Origin of the sequence: Microbacterium sp. AG157 (assembly GCF_003385695.1) — a bacterium.
Taxonomy (GTDB): domain Bacteria; phylum Actinomycetota; class Actinomycetes; order Actinomycetales; family Microbacteriaceae; genus Microbacterium; species Microbacterium testaceum.
On sequence record NZ_QRDK01000002.1, the window covers coordinates 663,479 to 676,843 of the forward strand.

15 protein-coding genes are annotated in these 13,365 nt (G+C 70.9%); 4 read left to right on the forward strand and 11 right to left on the reverse strand.

Annotated elements, in window-relative coordinates; genetic code table 11:
• Positions 1-54: 54 nt before the first annotated feature.
• From DEU35_RS08980 to DEU35_RS08995, 4 genes are all read right to left on the reverse strand, one after another.
• Positions 55-1,428 (reverse strand): FAD-dependent oxidoreductase, encoded by a 1,374-nt coding sequence (locus DEU35_RS08980; RefSeq protein WP_116239278.1) that lies wholly within the window; start codon positions 1,426-1,428, stop codon positions 55-57.
• A gap of 43 nt (positions 1,429-1,471) precedes the next feature.
• The gene (locus DEU35_RS08985) at positions 1,472-2,533 is read right to left on the reverse strand and encodes a polyprenyl synthetase family protein (RefSeq protein WP_116239279.1); all 1,062 of its coding nucleotides are present in this window, start codon (positions 2,531-2,533) and stop codon (positions 1,472-1,474) included.
• Between the two features lie 61 nt (positions 2,534-2,594).
• Positions 2,595-3,314, reverse strand: coding sequence for a demethylmenaquinone methyltransferase (locus DEU35_RS08990; protein ID WP_116239280.1), 720 nt, complete (start codon positions 3,312-3,314; stop codon positions 2,595-2,597).
• Positions 3,315-3,323: 9 nt separating this feature from the next.
• Entirely contained in the window at positions 3,324-3,887 is a 564-nt protein-coding gene (locus DEU35_RS08995; protein ID WP_116239281.1) for a DUF402 domain-containing protein, read from the reverse strand.
• 168 nt (positions 3,888-4,055) lie between these two features.
• Between DEU35_RS08995 and DEU35_RS09000 the strand changes: the two genes are divergently transcribed.
• Positions 4,056-5,270, forward strand: a complete 1,215-nt coding sequence (locus tag DEU35_RS09000; protein ID WP_103206412.1) for an isochorismate synthase MenF — start codon at positions 4,056-4,058, stop codon at positions 5,268-5,270.
• Between the two features lies 1 nt (position 5,271).
• Here the strand turns inward: DEU35_RS09000 and DEU35_RS09005 are convergent, their stop codons facing one another.
• From DEU35_RS09005 to DEU35_RS09015, 3 genes are read right to left on the reverse strand one after another with little or no spacing between them, the layout of a single operon-like run.
• A complete protein-coding gene (locus DEU35_RS09005) occupies positions 5,272-6,129 on the reverse strand; it encodes a polyphosphate kinase 2 family protein (protein ID WP_116239282.1) in 858 nt (285 codons plus the stop codon).
• A gap of 54 nt (positions 6,130-6,183) precedes the next feature.
• A complete protein-coding gene (menD, locus tag DEU35_RS09010; protein WP_116239283.1) occupies positions 6,184-7,959 on the reverse strand; it encodes a 2-succinyl-5-enolpyruvyl-6-hydroxy-3-cyclohexene-1-carboxylic-acid synthase in 1,776 nt (591 codons plus the stop codon).
• 3 nt (positions 7,960-7,962) lie between these two features.
• Positions 7,963-8,379, reverse strand: a complete 417-nt coding sequence (locus DEU35_RS09015; protein WP_116239284.1) for a PLD nuclease N-terminal domain-containing protein — start codon at positions 8,377-8,379, stop codon at positions 7,963-7,965.
• A 109-nt stretch (positions 8,380-8,488) separates the two neighbouring features.
• Here DEU35_RS09015 and DEU35_RS09020 point away from each other — a divergent pair, with 109 nt between their 5' ends.
• Entirely contained in the window at positions 8,489-8,824 is a 336-nt protein-coding gene (locus DEU35_RS09020) for a DUF4229 domain-containing protein (protein ID WP_103205872.1), read from the forward strand.
• Positions 8,825-8,897: 73 nt separating this feature from the next.
• Here DEU35_RS09020 and DEU35_RS09025 read toward each other — a convergent pair whose 3' ends face one another.
• Genes DEU35_RS09025 through DEU35_RS09035 form a run of 3 tightly spaced genes read right to left on the reverse strand, consistent with a single transcriptional unit; the run spans position 8,898 to position 11,957 of the window.
• The gene (locus DEU35_RS09025) at positions 8,898-9,869 is read right to left on the reverse strand and encodes a 1,4-dihydroxy-2-naphthoate polyprenyltransferase (protein ID WP_103205871.1); all 972 of its coding nucleotides are present in this window, start codon (positions 9,867-9,869) and stop codon (positions 8,898-8,900) included.
• Between the two features lie 11 nt (positions 9,870-9,880).
• A complete protein-coding gene (locus tag DEU35_RS09030; protein WP_116239285.1) occupies positions 9,881-11,038 on the reverse strand; it encodes an AMP-binding protein in 1,158 nt (385 codons plus the stop codon).
• 16 nt (positions 11,039-11,054) lie between these two features.
• On the reverse strand, positions 11,055-11,957 hold the full coding sequence (locus DEU35_RS09035) for a 1,4-dihydroxy-2-naphthoyl-CoA synthase (protein WP_103205869.1): 903 nt from the start codon (positions 11,955-11,957) through the stop codon (positions 11,055-11,057).
• 103 nt (positions 11,958-12,060) lie between these two features.
• On the opposite strand from DEU35_RS09035, the gene DEU35_RS09040 reads away from it, so the two are divergent.
• Complete coding sequence (locus DEU35_RS09040; RefSeq protein WP_116239286.1) at positions 12,061-12,240, forward strand: hypothetical protein; 180 nt, start codon at positions 12,061-12,063, stop codon at positions 12,238-12,240.
• A 39-nt stretch (positions 12,241-12,279) separates the two neighbouring features.
• Here the strand turns inward: DEU35_RS09040 and DEU35_RS09045 are convergent, their stop codons facing one another.
• Entirely contained in the window at positions 12,280-13,077 is a 798-nt protein-coding gene (locus DEU35_RS09045; RefSeq protein WP_103205867.1) for an LLM class F420-dependent oxidoreductase, read from the reverse strand.
• Between the two features lie 94 nt (positions 13,078-13,171).
• On the opposite strand from DEU35_RS09045, the gene DEU35_RS09050 reads away from it, so the two are divergent.
• Positions 13,172-13,351, forward strand: coding sequence for a hypothetical protein (locus tag DEU35_RS09050; RefSeq protein ID WP_116239287.1), 180 nt, complete (start codon positions 13,172-13,174; stop codon positions 13,349-13,351).
• Positions 13,352-13,365: the final 14 nt, after the last annotated feature.

Genomic DNA, 13,365 nt, shown 5'->3' on the forward strand with positions numbered 1-13,365 from the left:
GTAAGACGAACGCGAACCGCCCCGTCCGAAGACGGGGCGGTTCGATCGAGAGGTCTACTCGCCGCGCGAGATCGCGATCATCTCGTCGCGCGGAACCACCTTGATGCGCGCACGCTCGTGCGGCGCACCCAAGGCCATCTCGTGCTCGTCGAGGCGGTGCCAGCCCTCGAGGTCGGTCCAGCGCACACCACGCTGCTCGAGCAGGGCCGGGATCGCGTCTTCTTCGGGGTGCGCGGGCTGCCACCACTCACTCGCGTCGTTGATGACGTGGCGCACCGTCTCCATGGCATCCGACTTGGTGTGTCCGATGAGGCCGACGGGGCCGCGCTTGATCCAGCCGGTGGCGTAGACGCCGGGGATCCGCTCGTTCGAGTCGGCGGACAGCACCTGACCCTCGTGGTTCGGGATGACGCCGTGCTGCTCGTCGAAGGGGACGCCCGTCAGCGGCGATCCGAAGTAGCCGACCGCGCGATACAGCGCCTGGATGGGTACCTCGCGGATCTCGCCGGTGCCGACGACACCGCCCTCGGCGTCGGGCTTCGTGCGCTCGTACCGGAACGCGGCGACGCGGCCCCCGGCATCCTTCACGACCTCGACGGGCTTCGCCCAGAAGTGCAGGTGCAGACGGCGCGACGCCTCTCCGCCGGCGTTGTTCACGCCCGGGCGGGTGCGCCACTGCTGCAGGACGCGGTCGATGACCTTGACCTGCTTGTTGGTCTGGATCGCGGCGAGCGACGCCTCGTCGTAGTCGAAGTCCTCGTCGTACACGACCATGTCGACGTCGCGCAGCTCGCCCAATTCGCGCAGCTCGAGCGGCGTGAACTTCACCTGCGCCGGACCGCGACGGCCGAAGACGTGCACGTCGGTGACGGGCGAGGCCTTGAGCCCCTGGTACACGTTGTCGGGCACTTCGGTGGGCAGGAGGTCGTCGGCGTGCTTGGCCAGCATGCGGGTCACGTCGAGCGCCACGTTTCCGTTGCCGATCACCGCGACCGACTCCGCCTCGAGGGGCCACTCGCGCGGCACGTCGGGGTGGCCGTCGAACCAGCTGACGAAGTCGGCGGCGCCGTAGGAGCCGTCGGCGTCGATGCCGGGGATGTCGAGGTCGGCGTCGCGGATGGCGCCGGTCGAGAAGATGACGGCGTTGTAGTGCTGCTTGAGGTCGTCGAGGGTGATGTCCTCGCCGAAGCGCACATTGCCGAAGATGCGGATGTCTCCGCGGTCGAGCACCTCGCGCAGCGCCGTGACGACGCCCTTGATGCGCGGGTGGTCGGGAGCGACGCCGTAGCGGACGAGACCGTACGGCGCGGGCAGCTGCTCGAACAGGTCGATCGACACGTCGAACTGACGCTCGGACTTCAGCAGGATGTCGGCGGCGTAGATGCCGGCGGGGCCGGCTCCGACGATGGCCAGGCGCAGCTTCGTCATGGGTTCCTCTCGATCGCGATCGGGGGGGGGTGGAAAGGGGGGGTCAGGCCGAGCGATCGGCGACCGCGCGGGCGAAGCGCGTCAGCGCCTCGCGCACGGCGCCGTCGGGCAGCGGCGCGAGGGAGTCGATCGCCTCTTGCGACCACTGGTGCGCGAGGCGCAGCGTCTCGTGGGTGGTGTCGTGTTCGCGCAACTCGGCCAGCGGGCCGTCGAGCACCGAGGGGTCGGCTCCGGCGGCGATGCGCTGCTGGCCCTCGTCGATGCGCGCGCGAAGATCGGCGGATGCCGCGTCAGAGCGGTGCCCGAGCAACAGGTACGGCATGGTGGGCACGCCCGCGCGCAGGTCGGTGCCGGGCACCTTGCCCGTCTCGGAGGGGTCGGGCGACAGGTCGATCACGTCGTCGAGCAGTTGGAAGGCCACACCGGCCTTCTCGCCGAAGACGACCATGGGCTGCTCGAACTCCTCCGGCGCACCGGAGTAGATGACCCCCGACTGCGCGGCGGCCGCGATCAGCGACCCCGTCTTGTCCGCAAGCACCTTGAGGTAGAAGTCGACGGGCTCGTCGCCCTCTTGCGGGCCCACGGTCTCGTGCATCTGGCCGAGGACGAGACGCTCGAAGGTGTCGGCCTGCAGCTGGATCGCGCGCTCCCCGCGGCGGGCCATGAGCTGGCTGGCACGGGCGAAGAGGAGGTCGCCGGTGAGGATGGCGATGTTGTTGCCCCACACCGTCTGCGCGCTCGGCACCCCGCGGCGTTTGTCGGCACCGTCCATCACGTCGTCGTGGTACAGCGAACCGAGGTGGGTCAGCTCGAGGGCCGTGGCCACCTCGACGACCTCTTTCGTCGTTCCCTGACCGAGCTGAGCGGTGAGGATCGCGAGCATGGGCCGCACCCGCTTGCCGCCGGCCTCGTAGAGGTAGCGCGCGGTGACGTCGGCGAGCTTGTCGGCGCTGCGGACCTCGCCCTCGAGCTCGGTCTCGACGCGCGCGAGACCCGCCTCGACGGTGGAGAGCAGGGTGCGCGAACGCAGGCCGGCGAAGATGCGGTCACTCAGGCCCAGCTTGCCCGACAGGCGGGTGCCGGCCGCGGGCGGTCTCGGGGTCACGGTTTCAGCCTATCCTGGCGCGCTGAGGGCCCGCCGACGGTTTCTCGACGGTTCACAGGGGTTAGGAAGCGGAGCGGATGCCGCGGTGCAGCGCGACGATGCCGAAGGTGAGGTTGCGGTAGGCCACGTCGTCCCACCCGGCATCCCTCATCCACGCGGCGAGCGTCGGCTGGTCGGGCCAATCGCGGATCGACTCGTTGAGGTAGTCGTAGGCTTCGGCGTTGGAGCTCACGGCCTTCGCGACGATCGGGAGCACGCGATCGTTGTAGAAGCGGTAGAGCCCGTTGAACGCGCGGGACGGCGGGTGCGAGAACTCGCACACCACGATGCGCCCGCCGGGGCGCGTGACGCGCCGCAACTCGCGGAGCGCCCGACGCGGGTCGATGACGTTGCGGAGCCCGAACGACATCGTCACGGCGTCGAACTCCCCGTCGGCGAAGGGGAGGTCGGTGGCGTCGGCCTGCACGAACTCGAGGTTCGGCACGTCACCGTGACGGCGACGCCCCTCTTCGATCATGCCGCGCGAGAAATCGGCGGCAACGACGTGCGCTCCACTCGGCACGAACGCCATCGACGAGGTCCCGGTACCGGCCGCCAGGTCGAGGATGCGCTCCCCCCGCTGCGGCGCGACGGCGCGCAGCGTGGCGACGCGCCAGAGACGGTCGTTGCCGAGGCTCAGCACGGAGTTGGTGCGGTCGTACGCTGCCGCCACCTGGTCGAACATGCCGCTGACGCGCTGCGGATCTTTGCCGAGGTCGGCGCGGTTGGGTTCGCTGCTCACCCGTCGAGTCTAGGCGCGTGCCGTCGAGGGGTCTTCGGGGGTTGCCAGCGCGGCGAGACGTTCGAGCCAGGGGCCCGTCACGGCGTCGGAGAACGGCGCCTCGCGCGAGAGCACCCGGCGTTCCAGGTCGAGGGCCGTCGCCTCGAGGTGCGCGACGATCTCCGCCGGGTAGCCGTACCGCACGCGGTGCTCGTCCCACTCGTCGCGGTCGTCGATCCACGTGCCGCGCTCGTCGGTGCGGCGGACGACGTCGAGATCCATGTCGATGCCGCGGGGCACGCCGTCATCGTGCCAGCGCACGTCCCATCCCAGGTCGATGTAGACGGCCACCGGGTGCGGGTCGGCGTTGTGGGTGAAGGCCCAGTCACCCGTCGCCGGGACCAGCGTGACGTTCGGTTGACGACACACGAACTCGGCCCCCGGCCGAGCACTCCGCCATCCCACCTGCTGGCCGAACCACTCGCCCCACTCGTCGGAACCGAGGTAGACACTGTCCTGCACCCAGTGCGGCGAGCCGTCCCACTTGCGCCACTCGAACATCAGGCGGGTGCCGGGCTCGGGTCGAGGATCCATGTCCGGAGTCTAAAACGCGCGCGGACGCCCGCGTCTCGCTCAACGCCGAAGCATCCCGGTGCCGCGTCCCTCCGGCCCGCCGAACGCGGGTCTACGCTGAAAGACGTGCTGGAACCCGCGGAAGACGTCGTGCCGCGCCTGCGCGTGATCACGCGCGAGCTGCCCCCCATGGACGATGTCCTGGCGTACACGACCCCCTACGACCCCCTCTTCTGGAGTCGCCGCGGCGAGTCGCTCGCCGCCTTCGGCGACCTCCTCACCCTGCGCTACACCGGGGAGCAGCCGGGGGATGCCACCGCGTCGGAGCGCTGGCGTGCGATCGCCGCCGCCGCGGAGGTCGACGATCCCGTCCAGCTCCCGGGTACCGGCCTGGTCGCCTTCGGATCGTTCGTGTTCGACCCCCAGTCCGAGCGCGAGAACGTCCTGCGCGTCCCCGGGATGATCGTCGGCCGGCACAGCGGTCGCGCCTGGGTGACCCGCCTCGCCTTCGACGACACCCCCGACGAGCCCGAACCCGAGCTCCCGCCCCGATCCCCCTTCGGTCCGCACTGGTCCGCCACGCTCGGCCCCGGGAGGCAGACGGCGGAGAAGTACCAGGATGCCGTCCGCCAGGCCATCGAGGCCATCGGCCGTCGCGAGGTGGGAAAGGTGGTGCTGGCGCGCGACATCACCGGCACGGTTCCCGCCGGCTCCGACCTGCGTCGCCTGGTGCGCTCCCTTCTCGAGGGCTACCCGGACTGCTGGGTCTTCGCCGTCGACGGCCTGATCGGCGCAAGCCCCGAGACCCTCGTCACCGTCTCGGGCGGAACCGTCACCGCGCGCGTCCTCGCGGGCACGGTGGCGCGCGGCGGCGACGCCGACGCCGACGTCGCGGCATCCGTGGGTCTCACGCGGAGCACGAAGGACCAGGACGAGCACCGGTTCGCCGTGCAGAGTGTGCTCAAGGCCCTCGCCCCCCACACCTCGGCTCTCGCCGCCGCCGACGAACCCTTCACGCTCAAGCTTCCGAACGTCTGGCACCTCGCCACCGACGTCGAGGGCGAGCTGAGCGAGGATGCGTCTTCCCTCGACCTGCTCTCGGTCCTGCACCCCACTGCCGCCGTGGCGGGTACGCCCACCGCCGTCGCCATGGACGTCATCCGCCGCCTCGAGCCCTTCGACCGCGGCCGCTACGCCGGGGCGGTCGGCTGGACCGCCGCCTCGGGCGACGGCGAGTGGGCGATCGCCCTGCGGTGCGCGCAGATCGACCGTGCGGCCCCCTCGTCGCCCACGGCGCCGATCACGGCCTACGCCGGGGCGGGCATCGTCGCCGACAGCGTGCCGGAATCGGAGCTGCTCGAAACGCGCGTGAAGTTCCGCCCGATCGTCGAGGCACTCGCCTGACTCACGAGTTCGCGAGCCGCTCCTTCTCGACCTCGACGTCGTAGTCGGCCGCGGGCCACCGCGGGTCGATGTCTTCGAGGGCGTCGATCAGCAGTTGCTGGACGGCGAGGCGGGCGTACCACTTGCGATCCGCCGGAACGACGTGCCAGGGAGCGATCGGCGTCGACGTCCGCTCGATCGCGACCTGGTATGCATCCATGTAGGCGTCCCAGAGCTTTCGCTCGTCGACGTCGGACGGGTTGTACTTCCAGTGCTTGTCGGGACGCTCGAGACGCTCGCCCAGGCGCTCGCGCTGCTCGTCCTTCGAGATGTGCAGCATGACCTTGACGACGCGGATGCCCATGTCGGCCGCCCGCGCCTCGAACGACACGATGGCGCCGTAACGGCGTTCGATCTCGTCGCGCGGGGCGAGTTCGCGCACCCGACCGATCAGCACGTCCTCGTAGTGCGACCGGTCGAAGACGCCGAGGCGACCGGCATCCGGCAACCGCTTCTCGATGCGCCAGAGGAAGTCGTGCTCGAGCTCTTCGGCGGTGGGCTTCTTGAACGAGGCGAGCTCCACGCCCTGCGGGTCGACCGCTCCGACGACGTGCCGCACGATCCCGCCCTTACCCGCGGTGTCCATCGCCTGCAGCACGAGCAGCACCGAACCCGTGGCGGTGCCTGCGACGCTCTGCGCGAAGAGACGCTCCTGCAGTCCCTCGAGCGGTGCACGGCCCGCCTCGAGGTCGGCTCGGCCGTCGTTCTTGTCGCCGTCGTAGCCGGGCGTCGAGCGGGGGTCGATGTCGACGAGGCGGAACCCGGGCTCCACCCGCAGGGCGTCGGCGGCGGGCGTGGACCAGCGATTCTTCGAGCTCATAGGCTCATGCTGCCGCGGCATCCGGGATCATCGCCACCCGTTGACGGCCCGGATTCAGCGCGGGAGGGGGACCTCGATCAGCTGCCGGCCGCCGGTAGGGGCGGTGAGCACCTGGTCGAGGGCGACGCGGGTGACGCAGCGGTGATACTCCCACCCGAAGGCGAGGGCGAGCTGCTCGAGGCGGGCCGTGTGCGGCGTGTACTGCACACGCGCCATGGCATCGTCGCCCGCGACCGTCGCCACCTCGAGACCGTCGAAGATCGTGCCGCCACCGTCGTTCCCGACGACGACCTGTAGGCGCGGTTCGGTCTCGCCGGGGGGCAGCATCAGCGCGCCCACATCGTGCAGGAAGGCGAGGTCGCCGAGCAGCAGGCGCGTCACACCGGGGCGCTCCTCGACCTGGCTGGCCAGGGCGACCCCCGTGGCCGTGGCGATGGTTCCGTCGATGCCGGCGAGCCCGCGGTTGGAGTGCACGGCGACCTTCTTGCCGCCGAGCAGCTCGTCGGCGACACGCACGATGCGCGACGAACCGAACACGAGGCGGTCGTGGGGCCAGGTCGCGCGCCAGAGCGCGTCGACCAGCGCGGGGCGATCGAGGGGCGCGCGCATGACCTCGACCTCGGCGTTGATCGCCCCGAGCCGCTCGTGAGGGACGACGGAGGCGAGTCCGTCGGCGTCGGGGGCGGGCGGCGAGAGGTCGACGGCCCGGGCGCGCGAGGCACGCATCCACTCCCCCAGCCACGCGCGGTCGCCCTCGCCCACGCCTGCGCGGACGGCGTCGACGGCGAGGGTGGAACCGTTCAGATTCACCGGTTCACCCGGTCCGCGCACCGCGATCACCTCGACGTCGTCGCGCATCAGCAACCGGGTGACCTCGCGACTGAGCGTGGGCCGACCGAACACGACCGCGCGTTCGATGCGTCCGCCGAGTTCGGGGGCGTTCACGAGCGCGCGGTATCCGTGCACGATCTGCCGACCGAAGCGCGAGCCGCTGACGATCTCGGCGATCAGGGGGAAGCCCCCGTCGTGGGCGAACTGCTCCGCGGCGGCCCCCGCATCGGCGCCCGCGACGACAACCGTTCGCGGCCCGGGCTCGACCACGTACGCCGCCTCGGCCTCGGGCGCCACGTCGGCTTCGCCGATGCCCCCGCCGCCCTGGTAGAGCGCTCCGGAGCCGTCGACGTTCTCTCCGGCGGGACGGGCTCCGGATGCCGCCCGCTCCGCCACCCACGACGGAGCCGCCCCCGCGAGCGGCTCGCGGAACGGGACGTTCAGGTGCACGGGACCCGCGGCCCGCGCACCCTGACCCCGCGCCGCGGCGAGCGCGGAAGCCGCCACGGCATCGAGCTCGGCGGTCTGCGCAGAGCTCGCGTCGTCGTCGGTGACCGTGGGGACCGCCAGGTCGGCTTCGAGGCGGACGGCGGAGCGGAACAGCCCGGGCTGCCGCGTGGTCTGGTTCGCGCCGACCCCGCGCAGTTCGGGCGGCCGATCGGCGGTGAGCAGCAGGAGGGGTACCCCGGCGTGATGCGCCTCGAGGGCGGCCGGCACGAGGTTGGCCACGGCGGTGCCGGAGGTGCAGACGACGACCGCCGGCATCCCGGTCTCACGCCCGATGCCCAGGGCGGTGAAGCCGGCGACACGCTCGTCGATGCGTACGTGCAGGTGAACGAGTCCCTGGCGTTCGAGCTCGGCGGCGACGAGCGCCAGGGCCTGGGATCGGGAACCCGGGCTCACGACGATGTGACGGACGCCGCGGGAGACGAGACCTGCCAGGAGGGCGGCGGCCGCGTCCGTCGCCGGCGCGGCCGCGCGCGCGTTGTCGAGGACCACGACTCAGCCGACGGCGCCGCGCTGACCGCGGGTGTCGTCGTCACCCTTGCCGGGGGTGTCGTCCGGGTCGGTCGTCTTCTTCGGGGGCTGCGGGTCGTCGGCTTCGGAGTCGAGCTGCGCCAGCTCCTCTTCGAGACGGCGGATGCGCTCGTCCTGCTCGGCGCGCGCCGACGCGGTCATGCGACCGAGGAACTCGGGGTCGTCGTCGGGGGCGCGTCGCACGACCGCCTGGGTCGCACGGCCCCGACCGATGGCGAACCACAGGATGCCGCCGAGCACGGGCAGAAGGATCACGATCGCCAGCCACGCGGGCTTGTTGACGCCGCGATGGCGAGAGGGGCTCTGCACGGCGCAGTCCACGATCGTGTAGACCCAGAAGACGGTCGCCACGAGCGCCAGGATGAGAAGCAACCGTGCCATGACCTGATTCTACGTGCGCCGGCTGGGCAGGGGCCCGGAGCCGGCGCGCGGTCTTCCACGCTCGAACCACCCGGGATCGCCGCAGAAGCGCCCGCCGTAGAATGACGGTATGCGCGCTCGTTCGGCCCTCGTCTACACAGTGCTGCGATTGCTCGCCTTCCTCGTGCCCCTCGGGATCCTGCTGCTGTTCCCGGTGTTCCAGGAACTGCCCTGGCTCGCCGCCATCTTCGCCGCTCTGATCGGCTTGAGCCTGTCGACGCTGTTCCTGCGTCGTCCGCTCGACAAGGTCACCGGCGGTCTCGCCGAGCGTCGTGCGCAGCGCACCGCCACCGGTCGCCGGACCGGTGCTCAGACCGACGCCGACGCCGAAGATGCGGTGGTAGATGCCACGCGCAGCGACGTCGCCGAGGACCCGAGCGCGGCGGGCGAGGCTTCGCGCGGCTGATCGCCGCCCCTCGAAGGTGTCGACGGGCCGGTTCTCGCGCTGACGCCCGAGGGCCGCTTCGCGCGAAGCGCCGTCAGACCGCGAACGCCCCGAACAGGACCGCGCCGTACGCGACCGAGGTGAAGCTCGTCACCTGCAACGCCGTGATCAGCTCTCGCGGGGCACGGTAGGTCCACACGATGAGAATCGCGGCGAGACCACCGAGCAGAGGGATTGCCTCCAGCCACGCGACCGGGTAGACCTGCGCCAGGAACGCCGCGATCCCGAACGGCACGAGCACGAAGACCGTGAAGATCACCTGCGTCGCGCGGCGCCCGATGAGCACCGAGAGCGTGCGCTTGCCCGCGAGACGGTCCTGCTCGATGTCGCGCAGATTGTTGGCCAGCAGCACGGCGCACGCCAGAAGACCCGCCGAGACCGCACCGAACCAGGCCTCCTGCGGCAGCGACAGCACCTGCAGCCACGTCGTCCCGAGGGTGGCGACGAGACCGAAGAAGACGAAGACGAAGATCTCGCCCATCGCGTTGTAGCCGTACGGGCGCTTACCGCCGGTGTAGAACCACGCCGCGACGATGCAGACGGCGCCCACCGGGAGGAGCCACCACTGCCCCGTGCGGATCACGAGCGCGAGACCGATGATCGCGGCGAGCGCGAAGAACGCCAGGGCGACGAGCAACACCGTTCGCGGCTTCGCCTTCTTGCCGCCGGTCAGACGCCCCGGCCCGACACGCACATCGTCGGTGCCGCGGATGCCGTCGGAGAAGTCGTTCGCGTAGTTCACGCCGATCTGCAGGGCGAAGGCGACGGCCAGGCACGCGAGAGCGATGACCCAGTGGAGATCGTCGTCGACGAGGGTGGCCGCACCGGTTCCGATGAGCACGGGGGTGATGGCCAGCGGCAGGGTGCGCAGGCGTGCGGCGGCGATCCAGTCGCGCGCGGTCGCCGGGGCGACGGCTCGGGGAGCACCGCTCTTCGCCCTCTGCGGGTTTCCGCCGGGACGACGCTTCTTGGCGGTGTTCGGACGCTTGCGAGACTGGGCTGCCACGAAGGGTCAGTCTAATCCCGCGGGTTCTGCCCGCCCTCGCCGACGAGGCGCCGCAGCATCGCACGATCGGGCTTGCCCGATCGCAGCGTCGGGAGCTCGTCGACCGCGACGACGCACGCCGGCCGCGCGGGCGCTCCGACGGCCGTACCGACGACCTCGCGGATCACGGCGAGCAGATCCCGTTCTCGAGACGCCGCGATCCCCGGCACCACCACGGCCGATCCCTGGCCCCAGGCGGCATCCGGGATCGGTACGACGACGGCGGATTCCAGACCCGGGATGCCGCGCACAGCGGCCTCGACCCGGTCGAGCGAGACGTTCACCCCTCCCGAGACGATCACGTTGTCGAGGCGACCGGTGACGTGCAGCACGCCGTCGTCGATCTGACCACCGTCGCCGGTGCGGTACCAGCGCGTGCCGTCGGCGCGAGGGAACACGGACGCCGTGCGCTCGGGATCGCCGAGGTAGCCCTCGGCCAGAGTCGGACCCGACAAGCGCACCTCGCCGTCGACGATCGCCATGCCGACGCCGTCGAGGGGAACGCCGTCGTACACGCAGCCGCCGCTGGTCTCACTCGAGCCGTAGGTGCGCACCACGCGCGCCCCGGCTGCCTCGGCCCGCTCCCGCACCGAGGGAGCGAGTGCCTGCCCCCCGATGAGGATCGCCTCGAACGAACGCAGCGCCTGGGCGACGGTGGCGTCGTGCTCGGCGGCATCCAACAGTCTCTGCAATTGCGCGGGGACGAGCGAGGTGTAACGGGGGACGCGGGCGCCGTCGAGGTGCGAGGCCATACCGAGGGCCGCGGCGGCGAACGGCTCCGGCCGGAAGGGCCCGGCGACGACCGCGGGCTCGCGATCGGCGAGGAGTGCCCGCACGATCACCTGGACACCCGCGACGTAGGTCGCCGGGACCGCGAGCAGCCACGCGCCCTCCCCGATGCGGGCGGCCGTGGCGTACGCGCTGCTGATGAGGGCGTTGCGGCTGATGACGACCGACTTCGGCACACCCGTCGAGCCCGAGGTGGTCACGACCACGGCGGTGCCCGGTGGCACGTCGCCGAGAAGCCCCGCGCCGCCGAGGGCCACGGCCGGCCCCGCACCGAGGACGGCCGCACGCAGAGAGCGCACCACGTCGCGCGGATCGTCGGATGCCGGCGCCTCGAGCCTCACGCGACGACCTCGCCGGTCAGTAGTGCCACGGCACGTCGGACCAGTCGGGGTCGCGCTTCTCGAGGAACGAATCGCGCCCCTCGGCGGCCTCGTCGGTGCCGTAGGCGAGACGGGTGGCCTCTCCGGCGAAGAGCTGCTGGCCCACAAGTCCGTCGTCGACGGCGTTGAAGGCGTACTTCAGCATGCGGATCGCGGTGGGCGACTTCGTCAGGATCGTCCGCGCCATCGACAGGGCCTCCCGCTCGAGCTCGGCGTGGGGTACGACGCGGTTGACCGCGCCCATCTCGTAGGCGCGCTCGGCCGAATACTCCTCGGCGAGGAAGAAGATCTCGCGCGCGAATTTCTGCCCGATCTGGCGCGCGAAGTACGCCGAGCCATACCCGGCGTCGAACGAGCCGACGTCGGCATCCGTCTGCTTGAACCGACCGTGTTCGGCACTTGCGATCGACAGGTCGCAGACGACGTTGAGCGAGTGCCCGCCGCCCGCAGCCCACCCGGGGACGACCGCGATGACGACCTTGGGCATGAAGCGGATGAGACGCTGCACCTCGAGGATGTGCAGGCGTCCGGCGCGACCCGGGTCGTGCACGGTGGTCTCGTCGGTCGAGTACTTGTAGCCGTCTCGACCACGGATGCGCTGGTCGCCACCGGAGCAGAACGCCCACCCGCCGTCCTTCGCGCTGGGGCCGTTGCCGGTGAGCAGGACGACCCCGATGCGGTGGTCCTGGCGAGCGATGTCGAGGGCGCGGTACAGCTCGTCGACGGTGTGCGGCCGGAAGGCGTTGCGCACCTCGGGCCGGTCGAATGCGATGCGCGCGACGCGCCCATCGTGCGTCACGTGGGCGGTGATGTCGGTGTAGTCCGCGGCGCCGGGCGCCAGGGTCCATTCCGTGGGATCGAAGAGCTCGGAGACGGTCACCCGATCAGCCTACGCGCGGGGGTCTCCGCGAGCGGGGGTTCGAGGGCGGTAGACGACCGCCGCCGTACCCCGTAGCCTGAACGACCCGACGATCGGAGTCATCATGGCGAAGAAAGTGTCGATCCTGGGCCGCATCCGCGAGTACTTCCTCGGAGCGCCCGCACACGAGCAGTCCGAAGACGCGCGGCGGTCGCTGAACCACCAGAGCGAGAGCGCGTACTACCAGGGCGAGGCCGCGAAGAACTGGACGGGGACGTCCGGGGGCGCGCAGTTCACACCGTGACCGCGACGGCGCCCCGACATCGCCGGGGCGCCGTCGTCGTCACGCGTTCTTGCCGTCGCGCCAGCGCAGCCAGCGCTCGACGAGCGAGTAGTCCCAGTCCGGACCGCCGAAGCCGAGGGTGAACAGGCGCGTGCCGGCGTCGTAGAGGGCGTCGGCGACGTCTTCGTCACGATCCTTCAACTCGTTCGAGACGACGAGGCCCGACAGGTCGCGCTGCTCGGCCTCGGCCCACTTCTCGATCACCCCGAACTTGTGCGGCAGCTCATCGGGGGTGACGAAGCTGTGCCAGATGTCGGCGTGACGCGCGACGATGCGCAGCGTCTTCTGCTCGCCCTTGCCGCCGATCATGACGGGGATTCTGCGGGTGGGTGCCGGGTTGAGCTTGCCCCACCGCGCGACGACCCGGTCGAGGTCGGTCGCCAGGGCGTTCAGCCGCGAACCGGCGGTGCCGAAGTCGTAGCCGTACTCGTCGTAATCGCGCTGGAACCAGCCCGAGCCGGTGCCGAAGATGAAGCGACCCGTGTCGCCGCCCTTCTTGCTGATGTGGTCGACGGTGCGGGCCATGTCGGCCTGCAGATCGGGATTGCGGTAGCTGTTGCAGTTGACGAGGGCGCCGAACTCGACGCGCTCGGTCTGCTCGGCCCAGGCGGAGAGCATGGTCCACGACTCGAAGTGCTCGCCCTCGGGGTCACCGTAGAGGGGATAGAAGTGGTCCCAATTGAACAGGACGTCGACGCCCATCTCTTCCAGACGGAGGACGGCGTCGCGGATGTCGGAATACTGCACGTGCTGCGGCTGGATCTGCACGCCGAGCCGGACGGGGGTATCGAAGAGCATGGCGTCAGCCTATGCCCGTGTCTGCGCGCCGAGACGGGTGGACCGCGAGATCGATCTCACATAGCGTGGAGGGCTACCGACGATCGGAGTCAGCATGACGAAGAAGATGTCGAAGCTCGCGCGGCTACGCGATTACCTCTTCGGTCCGCGCCGCACGCACGAGCAGGCCGAGAACGCTCAGCAGTCGCTCGATTCGCAGAAGGACCTGTCGTCCTACACCGTCGAACGCCAGACGTTCTGGCTCGGCGGGTTCGGCGGCGGCGGACCGCGCTGAGCGGCAGGATGAGG

What these genes read in the sequence shown, in the direction of transcription:
- DEU35_RS09050 (WP_116239287.1), top strand. Translation starts at nt 13,172, where the DNA reads ATGACGAAGAAGATGTCGAAGCTCGCGCGGCTACGCGATTACCTCTTC.
- DEU35_RS08980 (WP_116239278.1), bottom strand. Translation starts at nt 1,428, where the DNA reads ATGACGAAGCTGCGCCTGGCCATCGTCGGAGCCGGCCCCGCCGGCATC.
- DEU35_RS09015 (WP_116239284.1), bottom strand. Translation starts at nt 8,379, where the DNA reads ATGGCACGGTTGCTTCTCATCCTGGCGCTCGTGGCGACCGTCTTCTGG.
- DEU35_RS09040 (WP_116239286.1), top strand. Translation starts at nt 12,061, where the DNA reads ATGGCGAAGAAAGTGTCGATCCTGGGCCGCATCCGCGAGTACTTCCTC.
- DEU35_RS09005 (WP_116239282.1), bottom strand. Translation starts at nt 6,129, where the DNA reads ATGAGCTCGAAGAATCGCTGGTCCACGCCCGCCGCCGACGCCCTGCGG.
- DEU35_RS09045 (WP_103205867.1), bottom strand. Translation starts at nt 13,077, where the DNA reads ATGCTCTTCGATACCCCCGTCCGGCTCGGCGTGCAGATCCAGCCGCAG.
- DEU35_RS08995 (WP_116239281.1), bottom strand. Translation starts at nt 3,887, where the DNA reads ATGGATCCTCGACCCGAGCCCGGCACCCGCCTGATGTTCGAGTGGCGC.
- DEU35_RS09000 (WP_103206412.1), top strand. Translation starts at nt 4,056, where the DNA reads ATGGACGATGTCCTGGCGTACACGACCCCCTACGACCCCCTCTTCTGG.
- DEU35_RS09020 (WP_103205872.1), top strand. Translation starts at nt 8,489, where the DNA reads ATGCGCGCTCGTTCGGCCCTCGTCTACACAGTGCTGCGATTGCTCGCC.